We start from the raw sequence: 22,202 nt of genomic DNA, 5'->3' as shown, positions 1-22,202 counted from the left end.
GGTCTATTTTATAAAAATTTTATAGGCTTAATGGTAATTACATTAAGCCTAATAAAAGAGTTAGCTTATGAAAAAGATTAAAAATCAATACAATACTCATAAAATTTTAGAATGGACTTTTCATTATGTTACTAAAAGCTTTGCTTGTATTGTATTTCTCATTTTGATTTCTATCTTAATCTCCTTAGTGTATGCCAGTTGGGAATCAATTCAAACTTTTGGATTGAGTTTTTTATGGACTACCGACTGGAATCCATCTCAAAATAGTTATGGTGCTTTTGTTCCTATTGTTGGAACCCTAATTTCTACATGTTTTGCCCTCATTATTGCCGTACCTATTTCCTTAGGCATTGCCACTTTTCTTACTGAATTGGCACCAGAATGGGCAAAAAAAACTATTGGTTTAGCTATCGAAATGTTAGCCGCCATTCCCTCTATTATTTATGGAATGTGGGGATTATTTGTGTTCGTCCCATATTTCCAAGAACACATTCAACCACATTTAATTCATAGCTTAGGAAACATACCTGGCATAGGCTTCCTGTTTATGGATGCCCCTTTTGGAATCGGTTTATTTAGTGCGGGATTAGTGCTTGCCATTATGATTATTCCATTTATTGCATCCATTATGCGAGAGGTATTTACAGTCGTTCCTCATATGCTAAAAGAATCAGCTTATGGGCTTGGCGCTACTACCTGGGAAGTTATATGGAATATCATCCTACCTTATACCAAAACAGCGGTTATTGGTGGCGTTATGTTAGGTATTGGACGAGCACTTGGAGAAACCATGGCAATTACCTTTGTGATTGGTAATGCATTCAATTTACCCAATTCAATTTTCTCACCAACGACATCAATTACTTCAGCTATTGCTAATCAATTTAACGAAGCCGCTGGATTACAAAAATCAGCTTTAATGGAATTAGGTTTATTCCTCTTCTTAATTACGACAGTGGTTCTCATTGCTTCTCGTTTATTAATCGCCCGTATCACAATCCATGAAGGGAAACATTAGTTATGCAAAATTATATGACGACTCGTTTTAAACAACGTAAATGCATGAATAAATTAATGATGAGCATTGCTATATTTGCAGTTTTATTTGGATTATTTTGGTTATGCTGGATTATTGCAACTTTAATGATAAAAGGAATTCCTAACCTTTCCTTAGCACTTTTTATGGAAAAAACACCAGGACCAGGGGAACAGGGAGGGTTAATGAATGCAATTCTAGGTTCAATAGAAATATTAATAGTCGCGATTTTGATTGGCGCACCAACAGGAATCTTAGCGGGAACTTATTTAGCAGAATATGGCAAATTCAGCAAATTAGCTTCTATCACTCGCTTTTTAAATGATATTTTACTCTCGGCACCTTCGATTGTAATCGGCTTATTTATTTATGCCATTTATGTATCTCAGGTAAATCATTTCTCTGGTTGGGCGGGTGCACTTGCTTTAGCTATCATTGTGATTCCCATTGTAGTCAGAACCACTGAAAATATGTTGTTACTCATTCCTAATCAGTTACGAGAGGCGGCAATTGCACTTGGTTGCCCACGCTGGAAAGTCATTACACTCATCTGCTATAAAGCCGTAAAATCAGGTATTCTCACAGGAGTATTACTAGCTATTGCTCGTATTGCTGGGGAAACGGCGCCATTACTTTTCACAGCTTTATCAAATCAATTCACTTCATTCAATATGAATGAACCATTAGCAAACTTACCCGTAGTGATTTACCAATATGCCGCCAGTCCGTTTAATGATTGGAACGCATTGGCTTGGGCCGGAGCAACTTTAATTACGCTCTTTGTCCTGAGCTTAAATATTTTTACTCGATTTTATTTTAATAAGAAAGGGAAATAAACACTTATGATCAATATCAATGACACCAAAATTGAAGTGAGAAATCTTAATTTCTATTATGATGATTTTCATGCGTTAAAAAATATTAATTTACGTATTGCACGTAATAAAGTAACCGCTTTTATTGGTCCATCAGGTTGTGGTAAATCTACTTTATTACGCACTTTTAATCGTATGTTTGAGCTTTATCCAACACAAAAAGCCACTGGTGAAATTAAACTTGATGGAGATAACCTACTGACCTCTAAAGCGGATGTTTCTGTTATTCGTGCAAAGGTAGGAATGGTTTTCCAAAAACCGACACCTTTTCCCATGTCTATTTATGACAATATTGCCTTTGGAATAAAATTATTTGAGAAAATTAATAAATCTGATCTACATGATCGTGTAGAATGGGCATTAACTAAAGCCGCATTATGGAATGAAGTAAAAGATAAATTACATCATAGCGGTGATAGCTTATCAGGTGGTCAACAACAACGTTTATGTATTGCTCGAGGCATTGCTATAAAACCTCAAGTATTACTATTAGATGAACCCTGTTCTGCTCTCGACCCGATTTCAACAATGAAAATTGAAGAACTTATTTTCGAATTAAAACAAGATTATACTCTTGCCATCGTGACACATAATATGCAACAAGCTGCTCGCTGTTCCGACTACACTGCTTACATGTATTTGGGTGAGTTAGTTGAGTTTGGCGATACTCAGAAACTTTTTGCACATCCCACAGACAAAAGAACAGAAGACTATATTCGTGGTAGAATGGGATAAAATTTTGATAAATTAAACCGCACTTTAAAATAGGAAATGCTATGGCTGAAAAAATTTTAGTGGTTGAAGACGAACAAGCTATCCGTGAAATGATTGTGCTATTTCTTCAACAGCATCAATATGATGTCATTGAAGCACTGGATTATCAAAGTGCGGTAAAACAATTAGAAAAAAAACCTAAATTAATTTTACTGGATTGGATGCTGCCAGGCCGTTCTGGTATACATTTTATTCAATATCTAAAAAAAACCGCTTCTTTTGAAAATATTCCCATTATTATGCTAACAGCTCGCAGTACTGAAGAAGATTGTATTACTAGCTTAAATACAGGGGCTGATGATTATATCAGTAAACCATTCTCACCGAAGGTGTTATTAGCTCGAATAGATGCCTTGCTACGCAGAACCTATGAGCAACATTCCAATATAATCAATATTGATGGTTTGCAACTCGATCAGGATGCCAAGCGAGTCTCTTATCAACAACATCATATTTCTCTTAGTTCTACTGAATATAAACTGTTACATTTCTTCATGCTCCACCCCGAAAAAGTATATAGCCGAGACCAACTACTCGATTTCATTTGGGGGAATAATATTTATTTAGAAGATCGTACTGTTGATGTCTATATTCGCCGTCTGCGTAAAAGCTTAGCCCCTTATCAATTTGATAGTTATCTACAAACTGTTCGAGGAAGTGGTTATCGCTTCTCAAGTCACTTTGAGGAATAAATAATGAAAATAAGACTTTCCTATAAACACATTTTACTTGAAACCATTTTAGTACTAAGTGTTTCATTTATTTTCAGTTTATTTGCTAAAGATTTTTATTTTTGGTTAGTTATTTGTTTAATTTTAACGCTAATTTGGCATCATCAAAATGAATTTAAATTATTGCACATTCTTTATCCACAAGTGGAATCTAAACATCGTAAAAGCATTCTAGAATATCTCTCACCCAGCCAAGCATATTGGGAACGAAAAAATCGGACAGAAAAAATACGCACTCTTAGATTATTATCTAAATTAAATAAAAATATTCAGTACCTACCTGACGGAGTGATTATTTGTCAACCTGATGGTGAGATATCCTGGTGTAATAACGCTGCTCAGGAGCTTTTTTCTTTCTATTGGCATAAAAAAACACAAAAAAATATTTTTAATATTATTTTTTACCCAGAATTTAAAACCTATTTCAATCAATCTGTTCGTCAACGTCCACTGATTTTATTCACAAATGATCAACGTTATATTGAAATGAATGTAAATATTTATGATATTTCTAAATATTTAGTGATTATGCGAGATGTTACACAACTGATTCGTTTATTACATAGCCGGCAAACTTTTTTAGCCAATATGAATCATGAATTAAGAACACCACTCACCGTATTACAAGGCTATTTAGAATTGTTAGAAGAAGAGGTCAAGGACAATAAATTACATCATAAGGCTATTCAAGCCATGTTAGCACAAAGCCATAGAATGTCTCATTTACTTAATCAATTAAGTTTATTAGCCAAAATTGAGCATTCAAGTAATGAACATTATCCTGTTGATGTGTCCCAAATGCTGATTTCCTTGCAAAATCATTCACAAATATTACGAGATGCCTCACAACAGCTCACTTTTACTATTGAACCTGATTTAAAAGTCTTAGGTGATGAAGGACAATTACAAAGTGCCACTTCAAACCTAATTTACAACGCTATTCGACATTCGGGAGAAAATGCACATATTCAAATTCGCTGGGAACGTTGTCCTGAAGGTGCTAAATTCTCCGTTATTGATGATGGTATTGGTATTCCTGCCGAACATATTCCCCATTTAACAGAACGATTCTATCGTGTTGATTCCTCTCGCAATAATCAAACAGGGGGAAGTGGTTTAGGATTAGCCATTGTCAAACACGCTTTAGAACAACATAATTCTAATTTGGAAATTCACAGTGAAGAAGGAAAAGGCAGCACATTCTCATTTATTATAAAAATGCGTGATGTAGTCAAATAAAAATTTCTAAAAAAACTACCGCACTTTGTACTCAATACCCTTCTTCATGCATATTAGGTAAGAAAGTGGCTTGCTTTATACGACGCACTTGCGTGTGAATCGTTCCATCTGTATGTAACTCGATTTCACGCCAACCAGGTTGGAGAAGGTCTAAGCTAAATACATTACTATCTGGTTTAAATTGAATACAAGTAGAAGGTGTCGCCATCACTTTATAACCATGCCATAATCCATTTACAGCTTGGTGGATATGCCCATAAACAATACCTTTTACATAATCATAATGAGAAAGAATATTTAATAATTCATGAGCATTACGCAAATTATGCTGATCTAGCCAAGCTGAATGGGTAGGCAAAATATGATGATGTAACACAATTAATGCATAACGATCTGGATATTCTTTCAGCTTCGTATCTAACCAATCTAATTGATAAGGCGTAAGTTCGCCATGTGGAACACCAAACACTTGGCTATCAAGCATGACAATTTGCCATTTTTTACCCACTAAAATATGTTTCTTAGGACTAATATTGCCATTCTCTTGATTCAGAATAGAAAACATTTTAGGTTGGAAATCATGATTTCCTGGCAACCAAAAAACCATTTTATCTAATTGTTGAATTGACTGACAGAAACGCAAATAAGCTTCTTCACTACTATCCTGTACAATATCTCCAGTGGCAAGCACTAATTCATACTCATAGGAACTGGCTTTAATCTCATGCAATACTTGCGCAAAGCTTGCTTGAGTATTTATACCGAGTAATTCACCCTTTTCATCTTTAAATAAATGTGGATCGGTCACCTGAACCAAACGAACGACATCGGCATCTGTATCATAAATATGTGTATTTATCACAGTGAACCTCTAATTATTAAACTGTAATTACTTTATCCATTTATTTAAACTTTTCACTATACAAAATAGAAAATTGTTAACAAGATCATATTTTTAAATTCTTTTTTTTAAAAAATGATATTAAGATCACATTATTTCACAATTTTCTAACACCATTTTTCTTGTAATTTTTGATAATTCAGTTGTAACCATTGAATTCCCATAAGTGCAATACTATTATCAATTTTTCCTTCATTAATCCATTGATAAGCGGTTTCACGCTCAACAACATGTACTTTAATATCTTCATGTTCATTCGCTAAACCATGTAATCCTGTTGCTGTACGACTATTCACTTTTCCAACAAACAAATGCAATCGTTCCACAGTGCTACCAGGGCTATCCCAAACACTTAATACATGCTCCAAATGACTAATCTTTATGCCTGCTTCCTCTTCACTTTCACGCAAAGCAACTTGCTCTGGAGATTCACCAGGTTCAATCATGCCTGCAATTAATTCTAATAACCAAGGTGAACTTGATAAGCCTGGCTGATAAGCACCAATTCGTACTTGCTCTACTAATACCACGCTGTCTCGTTCAGCATCATAAGCAATTACAGCAGAGGCAGCACCTTTATATAAAAGCTCACGAGTCACAATATTGCTCATTCCACCCGCAAATAATTTATGGCGAAATTGAATACGCTGTAATCTAAAAAAGCCTTCGTAAAGAGATTCTTCTTTGACAATTTCAATATCTTGTTGCGTAAATTTTTGAATATCTGACATTTTTTAGCTCCTCTGCTAAAAGTAATCGCTTAGGGTACATAGAAAAATAGATGAAAACTCATCTTTTTATGAAAATTTTGAACTAGCTCACAGAAATTAAGTTTAAATGACTATTTTTTATCAAGGATTAACTTGATAGCATCGACTGTTGTTCAAATGGAAAGCCTCTAAATTTGTATCATTCCATTGAAAATATTGAATATCATTAAGATCTTTGTCTTGAATAAAAATGGCTAAATAAAAACCAAGGCTATCATTAAAGATTAATTGCCCTTTAGGACAATAATCACTACGAATCACAAAGGTGTTAGGATAATGCTCAACGTGGCTAAGTTTTAAAATGCCATGTCCAACAGCCTTAAGGACAGCCTCTCGCAAGCACCAACAATTATAAAATGCGGTTTCAAATTTCATTTTTTCTTGAGTATGACACCACGTCCATTCTTCTTCCGATCCAAAATGACGTAATAACCCCTCAAAATTTCTTTTTTTATTAGGCAATTCAATATCAATTCCTACGCAATTTTGTTTCTTTTTGACATTAACAATCACGGCAACAAAATTGCCTGAATGAGAAATATTAAAATCAATATCTTCAACTGGTAATTCAGGACGTCCATTAACACCACGATATATTTTGCCTAAAAGTGCGCTATCTAATTGAGCTTTTTCAAATAATTTCCATAATAAGAAATGGGCGATCCAACGACTCCGATGGCGAGTTATCACTTGAATATTATTGCTCACAGGATTGCAACGTAATTCATCAGTTAATATTGCCTCAGGAAGTTGTTCAAAAGGATAGTTGTTCTCCACACTTCCCCATGCCATAAAAACGGACACCGTTTGCCTCCTCCCTTAATACAATATTTATTGTTATTTATTAACGCTGATCTCTAAAACAAAAAACCTTATCATTTTATAAGAAATAAAAAAAAAGAGTAGTTTTTTCATAACTACTCTTTAATTCTTGATTAAATAAGTTTATTTCACTAATAAATGATTAACAAGTTTAATAAATGAAGTTGGATTTTCTAATGTTCCTCTTTCTGCCAATATTGCTTGATTGAATAACAATTCAATCCAATCCGCAAAGACAGCTTCATCAACAGTATCCGCGACTTTTTTCACTAATTCATGCTCTGGATTTAGCTCAAATGTATATTTCACCTCTGGTACAGGCTGACCACTCATCGCAAATAATTTTGCCATTTGTGTTGTCATCTGATCATTATCAGTAGAAACAACAGCAGGTGTATCTGTTAAACGGTGAGTAATACGTACATTCTTAACTCGTTCACCTAATAAGGTTTTCACACGTTCAATAAAACTATCAAAGGCTTTATCTTGTTCTTTTTGAGCTTCTGGTTCTTTATCCGCTAAATCACCTAAGTCAAGATCTGCTTTGGTAATGGCTTGAAGAGTCTTACCATCAAATTCAGTTAAATAGCTCAACATCCATTCATCAATGCGATCGGAAAGTAATAATACCTCAATATCTTTCTTATTGAACATTTCCAAATGCGGACTATTTTTCGCTGCCACATAACTATCTGCAGTTATATAATAAATCGCTTTTTGTCCCTCTTTCATACGAGCAATGTAATCTTCTAGAGAAACGGTTTGTTCACTGCTATCGGTTCGAGTTGAAGCAAAACGATATAATTTTGCAATTTCATCTTTATTGGCAAAGTCCTCTCCTACCCCTTCTTTTAACACTAAGCCAAATTCTTTCCAAAATTGTGTATATTTTTCAGGCTCATCTTTCGCTAATTTATCAAGCATTTGTAATGAACGTTTGGTTAGCGCCTTACGTAAAGCCGCTGTAGTTTTATTATCTTGCAATAATTCACGTGATACATTGAGTGGTAAATCATTACTGTCTAATAAACCTCGCATAAAGCGTAAATAGTTTGGCATAAAGACTTCTGCATCATCCATAATAAACACACGTTGGACATAAAGTTTTAAACCATGTTTTTGTTCTCTATGGAATAAATCCCAGGGCGCTTTAGATGGAATATATAATAAACTGGTATATTCTTGATTTCCTTCTACTTTATTATGCATCCAAGTAAGTGGTTCTGAGAAATCATGGCTAATATGAGTATAAAATTCTTTATATTCTTCATCTGAAATTTCAGATTTTGCTCTCGTCCATAAAGCTTGTGCTTTATTGATTTTTTCCCATTTAACGCCAGTTTCTTTACCTTCTTCGTCATATTCTTTTGACAAAATCTCTACAGGCAAACCAATATGATCAGAATATTTGCTGATGATCTCACGTAAACGCCACTCATTCAGAAATTCCTTTTCATCTTCACGTAAGAATAAAGTAATTTCAGTACCACGAGATTTTTTCTCAATATCTTCTACAGAATACTCGCCCTCACCAGCGGATACCCAAAGAACACCTTTATCAATGGCATCACCCGCAGCACGACTACGTACTTCGACTTTATCCGCAACAATAAATGCAGAATAGAATCCCACACCAAATTGACCAATTAATTGGCTATCTTTGACTTGATCACTGCCTAATGCATTTAAAAACTCTTTGGTGCCTGATTTAGCAATAGTACCTAAATGTTCCACCGCCTGCTCACGGCTCATACCGATACCATTATCAGCAATCGTTAATGTACCTTTATTTTCATCAACACTGATACGTACTTTTAAATCGCCATCTCCCTCATACAATTCAGGTGCAGAAAGGGCTTTAAAACGCAGTTTATCTGCTGCATCAGAAGCATTTGAAATTAATTCACGTAAAAAGATCTCTTTGTTTGAATAAAGAGAATGAATCATTAATTGGAGAAGTTGTTTTACTTCAGTTTGAAATCCATTAGTTTGTTTATTCGTCATAATCTATCCTTTAATTAAAATAACTTAACGAGTCAGATATAAGAATGATTTTTTAAATTTCAAGCATTGAATAGCAAAAATGATGGAATGGAATAGAAAGAAAAAGTGCGATAAATTTTTGAAAAATTTTACCGCACTTTTAAGATTTGCTTCTAAGTTAAATTAGAAATCGTAACGAATACCCGCTTTTGCGCCGTATTGGTTGATATTATGTTCATTCGCTCTGCCTAAACGATTATATTCAATACCACCGTTTAAAGAAACATCTTTAGCTACTTTATATTGAACACCAGCCATCGCACCATAACCTAATTTATAAGAATCAGTTTGTCGAATGGTATGCAAGTTATGTGAAGATTTCTCTTCTTTGGCATCAATATTATTCGCTGATACACGAACGCCCACATAAGGTTTAACAGGTGAACCTACTTCAATATCATAAATTGCAGAAGCCCCAATCCCTTGTGTTTTTACATGAGAATCACCAGCATTTGATTTACCATAATGCGTATAATCTATTGCATAACGGAAATCCCCTGTGTCATAACCCACTGCTACACTTGGAGTGAAACGGCTTTTGCTCACGTCACCAGATTTAATTTTTGACATTCCTGCATTACCCTCAACATAAATATTAGCTTGAGCAGTAGATACAATGGCAAGTGCGCTGATAATTGCTAGTAGTGTCTTTTTCATAATAAATTCCTTTATTTCAACTGACAAAATATAGAACCCTTGCAAATATAACATAGCTATTTTCAAAGATCACCCATAAATTATGCTTAATTTAAATAATTGCTCACAAGTTGTCATCAACTTATCCACAATGTTATCCACTAAATTGTAATTTAGTCTTACATTTTTTACAAAAATAGACTACACTCTTTTGCTGAATGTTATGGTGACGTCTTATTGAAAGCTGATGGGTTTGGCAACGACAGGAATACGCAAAAGTTTGACCTTGAACAGATTTCACATCAAATTGATGGCAAGTGTCAGCAGGTAGATTAAATAATTCCTGCATAACCATTTGCCATTCCTTACCATGAGGTTTCACTCGTCCGAACTGTAAATAAACAATTAAATGAGCTAATTCATGGGGAACCACTTGAGCAATAAAGGCATGGGGATTTTCAAGCAACAAAGTGCGGTTTAATTTGATGTGATTTTTTTCTAAACAGGCAACTCCAGCTTTCATTCCTCGCACATCATAACTGATATCTGGCATAGAAAACTCTTGTTTAAAATACTCATTAGCAAGACTTAAACATTCAACAAGCCTGCGTTGAACCTGCATTTTTAAATGACGAAAATTAGGTTGTTCCATGCAATCTTCCTAATCCTCACTTGATACTGACAATAAACACGACTGAAAGATAATATTACTTCATTGATAAATAGCTAGCCTATATTCAGAAATTAAAAACCCTCTTTTAATGGAAAAAGAGGGAATAGATAATAATTTTACATTCCTGCGGCTAAACGTAATTCTTCCGCACGATCAATTTTTTCCCAAGGGAATTGCTCTCGACCAAAATGTCCATAAGCTGCTGTTTGGCGATAAATAGGCTGAATTAAATTCAACATATTAATTAACCCGTAAGGGCGTAAATCAAAAAATTCACGAACGAGATTCACCAATAATTCATTCGCCACTTTACCTGTTCCAAAAGTTTCCACCATAATAGAAGTAGGTTCTGCTACACCAATGGCATAAGAAAGTTGAATTTCGCAACGATCTGCAAGGCCTGCTGCAACAATATTTTTTGCGACATAACGTGCTGCATAAGCCGCTGAACGGTCTACTTTTGAGGGGTCTTTTCCTGAAAAGGCACCACCACCATGGCGAGCCGCACCACCGTATGTGTCAACAATAATTTTACGTCCCGTTAAACCACAGTCGCCCATCGGTCCACCAATAACAAAACGGCCTGTCGGGTTAATAAAATATTTGGTATCTTTTGAAAGCCATTTTGAAGGAAGAATAGGTTTAATAATTTCTTCCATCACACCTTCATAAACTTCTTTTTGAGTCACTGTATCTGCATGTTGGGTAGAAAGCACAACTGCATCTACCCCTACAATTTGGTTATTTTCATATTTTAAGGTCACTTGACTCTTCGCATCTGGACGTAACCAAGCTAACTTACCACTTTTACGAACTTCCGCTTGTTTTTCCATTAAGCGATGTGCATAAGTAATGGCAGCTGGCATCAACACATCTGTTTCATTGGTGGCATAACCAAACATGATACCTTGATCGCCTGCACCTTGTGCTAAAGGATCTTCACGGTCAACCCCTTGATTAATATCAGCTGATTGTTTACCAATCGCATTAAGAACTGCACAGGAATGCCCATCAAACCCCATATCTGAATGCTCATAGCCAATTTCACAAATGACCTGACGAGTTAAATTTTCAATATCCACCCAAGCTGAAGTCGTGATTTCCCCACCAACGAGTGCCATACCTGTTTTAACATAGGTTTCACAAGCAACACGAGCTTTAGGATCTTGTTTTAAAATTTCATCTAATACTGCATCTGAAATTTGATCGGCGATTTTATCTGGATGACCTTCTGAAACAGACTCAGAAGTAAATAAATAAGTTGACATTATCTTTCCTTAACGAAAATACATTTAGACGTATGGATGGCTATAATACGCTTTTTAAATAAAATTGCAATGTAATTATCGACTATTTCCACAAACCATTAACAAAAAACCGAAGCAAATGCCTCGGTTTCCTATTATATAGGCACTATTAATATGGAAAAATTTCACTTCCTACAAAAAAATAAGCAATTTCACGTTTTGCACTTTCTAGACTATCTGAACCATGAACCGAATTACGTCGTTGGGATTCAGCAAAATCACGACGAATCGTTCCGACTTCAGCTTCTTCTGGATTTGTTGCTCCGATTAAAGTGCGGTAATCTTTAACGGCATTTTCTTTTTCCAATACAGAAACAACAACAGGTGCGGAAATCATGTATTCTACTAATCCATCAAAAAAAGGTTTACCTTGATGTTCAGCATAAAAACCTTCTGCTTGTTCTTTTGTTAAATGAACCATTTTTGTCGCTAAAATAGTAAATCCATTTTCTTCAAAACGAGCTAAAATTTTACCAATTAGATGACGTTCAACCGCATCAGGCTTAATAATTGAAAATGTTCTTTCTCGTGCCATAGTATATCCTTAAATTTGTGTTGCTTTTGTAACTAATAAATTGGCAATAGTTTGTACGCCTAATCCCGTTGCACCCGTTGCCCATAGCTCGCTTGGCGTTTTACGAAAAGTTGCAGAGCAATCTAAATGTAACCAGTTTTTATCATAACTTTTTACAAATTTTGATAAAAATGCCGTTGCTGTACTTGCACCCGCTGCCACAGCAACTGAAGCAGTATTCGAAATATCCGCAAATGAAGAACTGACTTGTGAACGATGGAATTCTTCAAAAGGTAAACGCCAGAAAGGTTCAAACTCTTCTTTAGCTGAATCCAATAATTCATTGACTAAATGGTCATCCATTGATAATACAGAATGATAGTCGTTACCTACTGCAACTTTTGCAGCCCCAGTTAACGTTGCCGCATCTAAAATAAATTGAGCTTGTTGCTCTGATGCATCAATTAATCCGTCAGCTAATACTAATCGCCCTTCCGCATCGGTATTTAATATCTCGACAGTAACACCATTACGATATTCAATAATATCACCTAGTTTAAATGCTGTGCTACTAACTAAATTTTCAGCGCAACACAAATATAATTTCACTCGTTGGTTTAATCCTCGAGCAATAGCCAGCCCTAATCCACCTGTGACTAAAGCGGCTCCGCCCATATCACTACGCATACTATCCATAAAATTACTTGGTTTAATGCTATAACCACCACTATCGAAAGTAATCCCCTTACCCACCAAACAAGCTAAAACTGGAGCATCAGGATTGCCCGTTGGATTATAATCTAACTGTAACATTGCAGGAGGATTAACTGAGCCTTTGCCAACATTCCAAAGCCCTAAATAATTTTGTTCTCTTAACTCTTTACCTGAAATTATACGAAAACTCACCGCACTTTTATCAGCATATTGCTCAGCTAAATCAGAAATAAATTGCGCGGCTCGATTTGCTAATACCACTGGCGTTATCACATCAGCAGGTAAGTTAACAATTTCTCGAACAAAATCTCCCGCATTAATACGTGCGAGCAATTCTTCATGATCTTCGCCTAATTCTGGAAACTCAACTGCCCAATCCTGTTTCGCAGTATAAAATCCTTGATAAAAAGCCCAACAATATTCTAAATTCCAATCATAGCCGACTAATTCAACATCATTAATACCTTGTGTACGCAATTTACGAGCGGCGGTTTGAACCAAAGTGCGGTCAGATTTTTCATTATTTTTGAGATGAATTGTTGCCTGTTCATTAGCAAATGAAATTAAGGCATTTTTGCCCCATATCTCAGAAGCTTGTTCTGTTGATAAATTTATTTTCATGATCATTTTTTATTCCTATGTTCCTAAATATTTTGATGCTATCAATGATTCGCTTTCTGAAAAGCGGAAATATACCATTCTACCGTCTTACGCATAGCAGATTCAAAAGTTTCTAATGGTTTCCAAGTTAATATATGGTTAATTTTAGTCGTATCAAGCCCATAACGAAAATCATGACCAGGACGATCTTCGACATAAGTGATTAAGTCGGCATAATTTTTTACATTTTTCGGTTTTATTGGTGCAATCTCTTCCAGCAATGCACAAAGTAATTGAACAACCTCAATATTTGTTTTTTCCTGATGAGCACTAATATTATAGGTTTCCCCTGGCTGGCATTCAGTCAGCACCTGATACAAGGCTCTAACATGATCCTCAACAAAAATCCAATCTCGAATTTGCAATCCAGAACCATAAATAGGCAAAGATTTTCCTTGTAATGCATTTGAGATCATCAATGGAATTAATTTTTCAGGATATTGATAAGGACCAAAATTATTCGAACAATTAGTAATCAGACTAGGCAAACCATAAGTACGATGCCATGCTCGCACAAGATGATCCGCAGAAGCTTTTGAAGCAGAATAAGGGCTACTCGGTGCATAAGGGGAATTTTCTGTAGATAAGCCAGAGGTTGCAGCCAAATCGCCATACACTTCATCTGTCGAAATATGATGAAATCGAAAAGTTGATTTTCTAGCTTCAGGAAGATTTTGCCAATACTCTCGAGCAACTTCAAGCAAGGTATAAGTGCCGACAATATTGGTTTGGATAAAATCCGCAGCACCATTAATTGAACGATCCACATGACTTTCTGCGGCAAAATGAATAACCGCATCAGGCCGATATTGATAAAAGACGTCTGTCATCTTTCCACCATCACAAATATCTAGTTGTAGAAAATGATAACGTTCACTTTCCACAATACCCGACAATGACTGCAAATTGCCTGCATAAGTAAGCTTATCCACATTGATTACACTATGTGACGTATGATTAATTAAGTAACGAATCATAGCGGAACCGATAAAGCCCGCTCCACCTGTGATAAGAATATTTTTCATATAATTTAATTAATAAGCACCACTACGATGACAAACGGCTTTGATGGTTTTAAACAATATCGCAATATCATTCCAAACTGACCAATTTTTAACATACCAAGCATCAAAATAAACCCGAGTATCATAATCAACATCATTTCGCCCACTGACTTGCCATAATCCAGTCATACCAGGTTTCACCATAAGATAATAATCTACATTTTCTTTATAACGCTCAAGCTCATCACTAATAATTGGTCGAGGCCCCACTAGGCTCATTTCTCCTTTTAATACATTAAAAAGCTGAGGTAATTCATCAATACTTGTTCTACGAATAAACCGACCAACTCTTGTAATACGAGGATCATTCTTTAATTTAAAATCTTTATCCCATTCTGCTTTAGCCTCCGAATCTGTAGCCAATAACTGTTCTAAAACTTCTTTTGAATTAACTACCATAGATCTGAATTTTAAGCATTTAAATTCTTTTCCATTACGACCAACTCGAGGATGACTATAAATTGCATCACCACCATCGCTCTTAATCATAAAATACAAAAGAACAAATAATGGAAATAAAACAATAATAATTCCTAGAGCACCTAAAATATCCATCATTCGCTTTAAAATACGAGATGAAGGCTTAGCTAAATTATTATCTATACGTAATAACAATAATTCATGACTAAAAAGAAATGACATATCCGTACCATATAAAGGAATTCCCCTCATATTAGGAATAACTGAAACAGAACGACATTTGTGTGTTGCTAAATAGCGAAGCCAAAAATCTAACGCATGTTCATCATCTAATGCTAAAATAAATTGTGTATCTAAATTATTAATATCAAGAAACGAAAAAAGATCTAATTCAGTTGCAGAAATAATAGTTACACCATCAATATTATCTTTTTGAATAGAATCTGAAACAACAAAATAACGAATATCAAACCCTAAATAAGACTCACTATTTAAGGCATTATACACTTCTTTTGCATTCTTTCCGGTACCAATAATTACTGTATTTTTCTTATACCACCCTAATACAATCAACCCTTTTTTAACATAGACTCGAAGCAGGGGAACAAGAATAAATAACATCCCCCATGTTAGTCCCCATAATGTTCTAGATAAATAGACTTTTGATAAGGCAATAATAGATAATTCAATAACAAAAAATATCAATAATGTTCGAATAATTTCTTTTAATTCAAACCAAAATGGTTTTCTATAAGTATAATGACGTAATCTAGTACCAAACCACATAACGCACATAAATGAAGTCACAAGGTGGATAATAATATAATTATTAACTTGATCGACTGGGAAATAAATATGGCTATTATTAAAATAAGATAACCAAAATAAAGCAATAAATAAGGAAAAGAAAAAAGAAATAAAATCTGTACATACTAGTAAAATCTTACTCAAGGTTACTTTATTCATAATGATTTAACCGTTTACATTAATCTAATTCTTTTAACACACAATCTAAAGCTTCTGCAATAATATTATGCATATCAAAATATTTATATTGTGCCAATCTTCCACCAAAAATAACATTTGATTTTTGTTCAGCTAGCTGTTTATATTTCGCATACATTTCGTTATTTCGTTGATCATTAATTGGATAATAAGGCTCATCACCAGCTTGATATTCTTTAGAATATTCACGAGTAATATAAGTTTTTTCTTGTGTACCAAATTCAAAATGTTTATGTTCAATAATTCGTGTAAAAGGAACCGCACTTTCCGTATAATTGACCACGGCATTCCCCTGATAATTGCCTATATCTAACAATTCATTTTCAAATTTCAAACTACGATATTCTAATTTCCCAAACTTATATCCAAAATATTCATCAATCATACCTGTGAATACTATATTCTCTGCCAGTGATTCATAATGCTCTCTTTGTGCAAAAAAATCGACATTTAGTTTAACTTCAATACCATTTAACATTTTTTCAAAAATGCCAGTATACCCACCAATAGGGATTCCTTGATAAGTATCGTAGAAATAATTATTGTCATAACTGTAACGCACTGGTAAGCGTTTAATAATAAAAGCTGGAAGCTCTGTACACTTACGTCCCCATTGTTTTTCTGTGTAGCCTTTGATCAATTTTTCATAAATATCACGACCGACTAAAGAAATAGCTTGTTCTTCTAAGTTCTGTGGTTCAGAAATATTTTCTTTAGCAATTTGCTCTTTAATTTTTTCCTCAGCTTCCTGAGGTGTAATAACATCCCACATTTTATTAAATGTGAACATATTAAATGGCAAACTGTAAAGTTCATCTTTATAACGAGCCACAGGAGAATTCGTAAACCGATTAAATTCAGCAAATTGTTGAATATAGTCCCAGACCACTTTATTACTAGTATGGAAAATATGCGCACCATATTTATGTACATTGATCCCTTCTACACGTTGAGTGTAACAGTTACCGCCAATGTGATCACGTTTTTCAATGACTAAACATTTTTTACCACGTTTTGTAGCTTCGTGAGCAAAAATAGAGCCAAATAATCCTGCTCCAACAATTAAATAATCATATTTCATGCAATACCCCCTTAATATCTTTAAAGATCTTATCTGTTTTTCTGCATAAACTTATTACTAATGATGTGAAAAATATTAATAACAAAGTTTTCTTTTAATATAACTAATAATAAAAAATAAAATAAAAGGAATACTATACCAATGATAGTAAAATTGACTAATCTATATGATGATAACTCTAACAAAAATGCTAAATAGCTTATATACAACGATAATGATAGAGATAATATTATTTTTCCATAAGATATGCTCTTAAATAGAATAGGAATATATTTTTTTAATATTATCATTTGCACAATAAACACACTCAATTCGGCTAGAAAAACAGAAATTGCTGTACCTATAGCTGCTAGTTTGGGTACTAAAATCAGATTGCCAATAATATCAACTAAAGCGGCAATAAATACTGATAGTAATAATTCCTTATCCTTTTTTAATGGCAATAAAATTTGAATACCAAGAATATTAGTGATTCCACTAAAAATCAATGTAACAACAATAATTTGTAATGGTAACACTGACTCTAAATAATTGTTTCCAGCAAGAATTAAAATAGTCTCTTTAGCAAATAAAATAAAAAATGCAATTAAAGGAAGCGTTATTACAATAATGAAATTCATAGATTTCTGCAGTGTTTCATGAAATTTATTATCCATCTTATTTTCAACATAATAGGATAATCTAGGTAGTAAAACGACACCCAAGGAAGTAATAAAAGTAAACAAAATACCTTTTATTCTTACAGCAGCATTATAGTAACCAACATTAGAAGGGATACTTAATAAACCTAATATAGCTTCATCAACACTTGTATAAATGGCAATAGATAATGAAGTCATAAAAAGAAAAAACATAGGTTTCAAATGTTTTTTAATTTCATAATCAGTATAAATTTTAAAATAAATAATCTGCCTAGCATTAAATATATTTAGAAGCCCAGAGCCCACCATTGCTAAAATTGAGATAAAGGCAAAATAGATATAATCATCTTTATTTTTAATAAAGATAAAGACTAAAACTAACGCAATAAGTTTAAATAAAATAGTTCTTACTGTAATATATTGATACCTTTCTAATCCTTTATATAACCATTCAACTCCTATAACAGTAAACAAAATAAAAACTGAACTTAAAAAGAAAAGATTTTTTTCATTATTAAATTTAGGAATAAAATAAATAGAAAGAGTAAATACGATATAAACAATAAGAAAAGAGATAAAATTTATGAATAACAGCTCATGAGCTGTTTTAGATAATAGTTCTTTATTATCCCTAATCCTAGCAATAGCTCTCACACCATAGGTAGCTACTCCGAAAGATGCAAAAATAGAAAAATAACTAACGACTGAAAGTGCAAAAGCCACTTTTCCTGTTCCCTCTGGCAATAATACCCTTGACACATAAGGAAAAGTTATCAATGGAAATACAAAATTAGATACCGTTAGAATAAAATTCATAAAAAAATTAAATCTTATACTTTTTACATCAAATTTCATTTGCTGATTTTCTCCTTACAAAAAAATACGAGAAGAAATATGCAAAAACTATAATTTTAATAAAGCTTGCATCGAATATTGTCGAATAAAATCTATTTGAAAAAGATAGCATTAAGATATCATTAAATAGGTAAGCATAAACAAATAGCATAAAACTCACTTTATCTAATTTTACTTTTTTTATTTTTTCGTAGGTAAAAATATAATAAAGTCCTATAAGTAATATTAATGGCATAAATCCTTTGTATGCGAAATCATAAATAAAAGCATAAAATGTCGTATAAACATTACCTATTTCAAAGCCATTATTACTAAATGTAAAAACATCTATTGTGGGAAATATTAGATCTGGATTACTTGTTATTTTACCAATATAAGCATATAGAACCCTAAATGTTTGTTCACCAAAAATCAAAGAAAGCGATTCAGATGGTCTAGAAGCAAGATAATTATCAAAATTAACTAATGGCGCACCGAGATAAATAAATAGATAATGAAATAATGTTAAATTATTCTCTCTTCCCATTAAATGAAGTAAAAATATAAAAGATATACCAGAGAAAAGTAATATAATTAAAATCTTGACTAATAATAAGATACTTCCTCGATTTAATGCATATTTCCTATTATATAACAGATAAAATGTGACTAACATCATCGTAATAACCCTAAATATAGGACTACGACTTCCATTGAATACAATATTAATACAAAGCAATAAGATAATGATAAGATGTAAAAAATCTATTTTTTTAGTGGCAATATAATTATGAATGCAAATATATACGACTAGGTATCCAAAACCCTGAGTAATAGGATTACCAATACGATACAATAAAGGAACTGAAATATTTAAATCTCTAAATATATCAGTCCAAAACTTAGTCATTACATCATATAAAGAAATCATCTCAGCTAAACTACCTACACGCCCTAAATATGCGAGAGAAATAGACTGAAGATATTCAATAAAGGAGAATTGAGTAATAATAAATAAAAAAATAAAGCCTAATGTAATAAATTTATTTATTTTAATTTCCTTAATATCATAAGGACATAGAATAGATTTATCATAAATTCGAGAACATAAAGTGATCAAAGTAAAGATTAAACAAGAACTCACTACAACCAAAACTGTCACTTGATGAAAAACAATCTCATATTCTGACGCACCTAATACACAAATAGCACTAGAAACAAAGAAGGAAAAAATAAACAACACAGATGGATGCATATAGTCAAACTTAACGATTACTAAATTAAATATTAGTAGTAATAATAAGATAGCTGACAATAAATATAAAAACATTAAAATACCTAAATAATTGTTTCAGCAAACTTTATTGCTGTTTTAGTATATGTTCCATTCACTAAAAAAAGAGCCTGTTTTTCTACATTTTCTATCATTTTCAAATAATCATCATAAGTTATTAAAGCTAATTTTTCTGGTAATTCAGCTAACGACGATACACAAATACCTAAATTATTCTTTTTAATAAAATCTGACTCCGCCGCTTCACTCCAAATGATAACAGGCATTCCTGAAGATAAATATAATGATAATTTATGTGGGTTATTATATTTTAAATATTCACCAAACTCACCACTGCAAGTTTCTATGCTTTGCCCATCCCAAACCAAACCAAAACCGCAAGTTAATTGTCGTGGAATTTCCATTGAGGGAAATGAACCATGATATTGAATATTTGAAAATTTCTCTAATGAACATGAAAAATTAGGTCCATATAAATGTACGTTAATGGTAGACAATGAGCCTAATTTTGCAATATAAGCAGATTTTTTGATATCTAAATTACCTGCAATTGAAATCGAACGTTCAAAAGTCATCTGCTTAGTTGCATCTCTTTGTTGTAAGTAATCAAAAATATCTAAACTAACCAGTTTTACCTCAGGATAGCCTTTTTCTACAAAAAATTTTTTCATCTTTTTATTATGTACAATAATTCCATCCGCCAGTGATAACATTGTTTCAAATTCTCTTTTATAATAATTGTTATATAAGCTTTTTCTTAACTCTTCAACATCATGTACTAACGAAATAAACTTTACATGCTTCTTATTTTTCAACCGATTGAGCACCCAATTACGAATTAATTGTTTATGATGATATGGATTCTGAATAAACACTATCGAATTGGCTTCAATGCAAAAATACACATTTAACCAATCAATAAAGAAACGAATTTGTCGTTGAATTTTACCTCGTAACGAATTCGCCACAGTTGCAGTTCTAATGAAATTTGCTTTATAACCTAAAGACAAAGCAATGTTATAAATATCTTGTACAGCCTTACTACCAGCATGGTTATGTTCCGTACTTAATTCAACTATTTGGAATTTCTTCATTAATAAACCTAAGAGCTTAATTAATTTTTTAATTTAACAAATAAAATAGGAAACATCTTTTTCACTAACTTAACAAAATTAGCCACTAAAACTAAAAGAAAACTCATTTTATTTTTTAATAAAAAATAAAAAAGCTTTTGTTTAGGGCTAATTAAATTAGAGAGAGAAAGATAATTATTGTATTGTGGCAACTCAAAAATATAATTTTTAATCCACATTTTTTGTTCTAGAAGTGTCATATTAGCTTGATTGGAACTGTTTCGCTCTATTGCAGATAAACAATACCGAATAAAACGATTAACTAGCAAACGATTGACATTCTGATTTATATATCCTTTCTTCTCAATTAATGATTTAAATGAATCCAGGGTTTGCATATGAATAGGAAAGTAATCAACAACAAATTTAGACGTTAGACTACCATTATTACGTTTCATATAAAAATAAAGTGGCTCATTCAATATATAAAAATTAGATATTTTTTTAAAAGCTTTAATATTAAACTCAAAATCTTCTTTTAATGCTTGGTGCTCATTAAAAATACCATATTTTTTAATAAGTTCCGTATGATAGAACTTATTATTTGTATATCCAAATAGAAAAGATTGTTCTAAATCAACAAGTATGTCTGTAAAATCATGATTAATCAGACCTGTATACTGACTTAAAATATTTTTCACATAACTTACATCACCATTAATTTCATACCTCTCTTGCATTCCAACACTAATAATATCAGGATGATATTGTTCAATTACATGATTAACTTTGATCAATAAGGTGCTATCAAACAAATCATCTGGATCAGGAAAACCAATGTATTCACCTGTGGCAATTTTAATTCCTTCATTACGGCTTTCGGCCGCACCTATATTATTTTCATTACAAAGCAACTTCATTCGAGGATCATTAAATCTTTGTAATTTTTCTTTTGTTCCATCAGTTGAACAATCTTCAACAAAAATAAGTTCAATATTTTGATAAGGTTGTGTAGCTAATAAATCAAACAACTTATCTAAATATTGGTCGACATTATAACAAGCAAAAATCAGGCTAAATTTTGTATTTTTCATT

At 32.8% G+C, this 22,202-nt stretch carries 21 protein-coding genes; 5 read left to right on the top strand and 16 right to left on the bottom strand.

Going from position 1 to position 22,202, the window contains the following annotated elements; all coding sequences use genetic code 11:
• The first annotated feature begins 67 nt into the window (after window positions 1–67).
• The 5 genes from pstC to phoR are packed head-to-tail and all read left to right on the top strand — an operon-like array spanning window position 68 to window position 4,655.
• Entirely contained in the window at window positions 68–1,018 is a 951-nt protein-coding gene (gene pstC / locus BN1226_RS07050) for a phosphate ABC transporter permease subunit PstC (protein WP_044470598.1), read from the top strand.
• A 2-nt stretch (window positions 1,019–1,020) separates the two neighbouring features.
• Window positions 1,021–1,872: a phosphate ABC transporter permease PstA gene (gene pstA / locus BN1226_RS07045; protein WP_044470597.1), complete on the top strand. Its 852-nt coding sequence runs from the start codon at window positions 1,021–1,023 to the stop codon at window positions 1,870–1,872.
• 6 nt (window positions 1,873–1,878) lie between these two features.
• Window positions 1,879–2,646, top strand: coding sequence for a phosphate ABC transporter ATP-binding protein PstB (gene pstB / locus BN1226_RS07040; RefSeq protein ID WP_044470596.1), 768 nt, complete (start codon window positions 1,879–1,881; stop codon window positions 2,644–2,646).
• A gap of 41 nt (window positions 2,647–2,687) precedes the next feature.
• On the top strand, window positions 2,688–3,377 hold the full coding sequence (gene phoB, locus BN1226_RS07035) for a phosphate regulon transcriptional regulator PhoB (protein WP_044470595.1): 690 nt from the start codon (window positions 2,688–2,690) through the stop codon (window positions 3,375–3,377).
• Between the two features lie 3 nt (window positions 3,378–3,380).
• Window positions 3,381–4,655: a phosphate regulon sensor histidine kinase PhoR gene (gene phoR, locus BN1226_RS07030; protein WP_044470594.1), complete on the top strand. Its 1,275-nt coding sequence runs from the start codon at window positions 3,381–3,383 to the stop codon at window positions 4,653–4,655.
• A gap of 31 nt (window positions 4,656–4,686) precedes the next feature.
• Here phoR and cpdA read toward each other — a convergent pair whose 3' ends face one another.
• The 16 genes from cpdA to BN1226_RS06950 all read right to left on the bottom strand — a co-directional run bounded on the left by cpdA (window position 4,687) and on the right by BN1226_RS06950 (window position 22,201).
• The gene (cpdA, locus tag BN1226_RS07025; protein WP_044470593.1) at window positions 4,687–5,517 is read right to left on the bottom strand and encodes a 3',5'-cyclic-AMP phosphodiesterase; all 831 of its coding nucleotides are present in this window, start codon (window positions 5,515–5,517) and stop codon (window positions 4,687–4,689) included.
• A gap of 146 nt (window positions 5,518–5,663) precedes the next feature.
• Window positions 5,664–6,287: an ADP-ribose diphosphatase gene (gene nudF, locus BN1226_RS07020; protein WP_044470592.1), complete on the bottom strand. Its 624-nt coding sequence runs from the start codon at window positions 6,285–6,287 to the stop codon at window positions 5,664–5,666.
• 120 nt (window positions 6,288–6,407) lie between these two features.
• On the bottom strand, window positions 6,408–7,118 hold the full coding sequence (locus tag BN1226_RS07015) for a 4'-phosphopantetheinyl transferase family protein (RefSeq protein ID WP_052506688.1): 711 nt from the start codon (window positions 7,116–7,118) through the stop codon (window positions 6,408–6,410).
• Window positions 7,119–7,271: 153 nt separating this feature from the next.
• A complete protein-coding gene (gene htpG, locus BN1226_RS07010; RefSeq protein ID WP_082041915.1) occupies window positions 7,272–9,152 on the bottom strand; it encodes a molecular chaperone HtpG in 1,881 nt (626 codons plus the stop codon).
• 162 nt (window positions 9,153–9,314) lie between these two features.
• A complete protein-coding gene (locus BN1226_RS07005; RefSeq protein WP_005761562.1) occupies window positions 9,315–9,848 on the bottom strand; it encodes an opacity family porin in 534 nt (177 codons plus the stop codon).
• 133 nt (window positions 9,849–9,981) lie between these two features.
• Window positions 9,982–10,479 (bottom strand): SprT family zinc-dependent metalloprotease, encoded by a 498-nt coding sequence (locus BN1226_RS07000; RefSeq protein WP_044470589.1) that lies wholly within the window; start codon window positions 10,477–10,479, stop codon window positions 9,982–9,984.
• A 137-nt stretch (window positions 10,480–10,616) separates the two neighbouring features.
• The gene (gene metK / locus BN1226_RS06995; RefSeq protein WP_044470588.1) at window positions 10,617–11,768 is read right to left on the bottom strand and encodes a methionine adenosyltransferase; all 1,152 of its coding nucleotides are present in this window, start codon (window positions 11,766–11,768) and stop codon (window positions 10,617–10,619) included.
• Window positions 11,769–11,916: 148 nt separating this feature from the next.
• On the bottom strand, window positions 11,917–12,342 hold the full coding sequence (gene ndk, locus BN1226_RS06990; protein ID WP_044470587.1) for a nucleoside-diphosphate kinase: 426 nt from the start codon (window positions 12,340–12,342) through the stop codon (window positions 11,917–11,919).
• Between the two features lie 9 nt (window positions 12,343–12,351).
• Window positions 12,352–13,656 carry an aminopeptidase PepB gene (gene pepB / locus BN1226_RS06985; protein ID WP_044470802.1) on the bottom strand — a complete coding sequence of 435 codons (1,305 nt, stop codon included), beginning with the start codon at window positions 13,654–13,656 and terminating at the stop codon, window positions 12,352–12,354.
• 41 nt (window positions 13,657–13,697) lie between these two features.
• On the bottom strand, window positions 13,698–14,720 hold the full coding sequence (gene rfbB, locus BN1226_RS06980) for a dTDP-glucose 4,6-dehydratase (RefSeq protein WP_044470586.1): 1,023 nt from the start codon (window positions 14,718–14,720) through the stop codon (window positions 13,698–13,700).
• Window positions 14,721–14,729: 9 nt separating this feature from the next.
• A complete protein-coding gene (wbaP, locus tag BN1226_RS06975; protein WP_044470585.1) occupies window positions 14,730–16,145 on the bottom strand; it encodes an undecaprenyl-phosphate galactose phosphotransferase WbaP in 1,416 nt (471 codons plus the stop codon).
• A 19-nt stretch (window positions 16,146–16,164) separates the two neighbouring features.
• Window positions 16,165–17,265, bottom strand: coding sequence for a UDP-galactopyranose mutase (gene glf, locus BN1226_RS06970; protein ID WP_044470584.1), 1,101 nt, complete (start codon window positions 17,263–17,265; stop codon window positions 16,165–16,167).
• Window positions 17,266–17,294: 29 nt separating this feature from the next.
• Window positions 17,295–18,761: a flippase gene (locus tag BN1226_RS06965; protein ID WP_044470583.1), complete on the bottom strand. Its 1,467-nt coding sequence runs from the start codon at window positions 18,759–18,761 to the stop codon at window positions 17,295–17,297.
• The gene (locus BN1226_RS06960) at window positions 18,751–20,070 is read right to left on the bottom strand and encodes an O-antigen polymerase (protein WP_044470582.1); all 1,320 of its coding nucleotides are present in this window, start codon (window positions 20,068–20,070) and stop codon (window positions 18,751–18,753) included. The genes BN1226_RS06965 and BN1226_RS06960 overlap by 11 nt, the downstream gene beginning before the upstream one ends.
• Window positions 20,071–20,078: 8 nt before the next feature.
• Window positions 20,079–21,128: a sugar transferase gene (locus BN1226_RS06955; protein WP_044470581.1), complete on the bottom strand. Its 1,050-nt coding sequence runs from the start codon at window positions 21,126–21,128 to the stop codon at window positions 20,079–20,081.
• Between the two features lie 20 nt (window positions 21,129–21,148).
• Window positions 21,149–22,201 carry a glycosyltransferase gene (locus BN1226_RS06950; RefSeq protein ID WP_044470580.1) on the bottom strand — a complete coding sequence of 351 codons (1,053 nt, stop codon included), beginning with the start codon at window positions 22,199–22,201 and terminating at the stop codon, window positions 21,149–21,151.
• Between the last annotated feature and the right edge of the window lies 1 nt (window position 22,202).

The sequence above is a fragment of the Mannheimia massilioguelmaensis genome, assembly GCF_000940515.1.
GTDB classification, from domain to species: Bacteria; Pseudomonadota; Gammaproteobacteria; order Enterobacterales; family Pasteurellaceae; genus Basfia; species Basfia bettyae.
The sequence above is the reverse complement of the archived record's forward strand: the minus strand, read 5'-3'. Positions and strand labels throughout refer to the sequence as shown.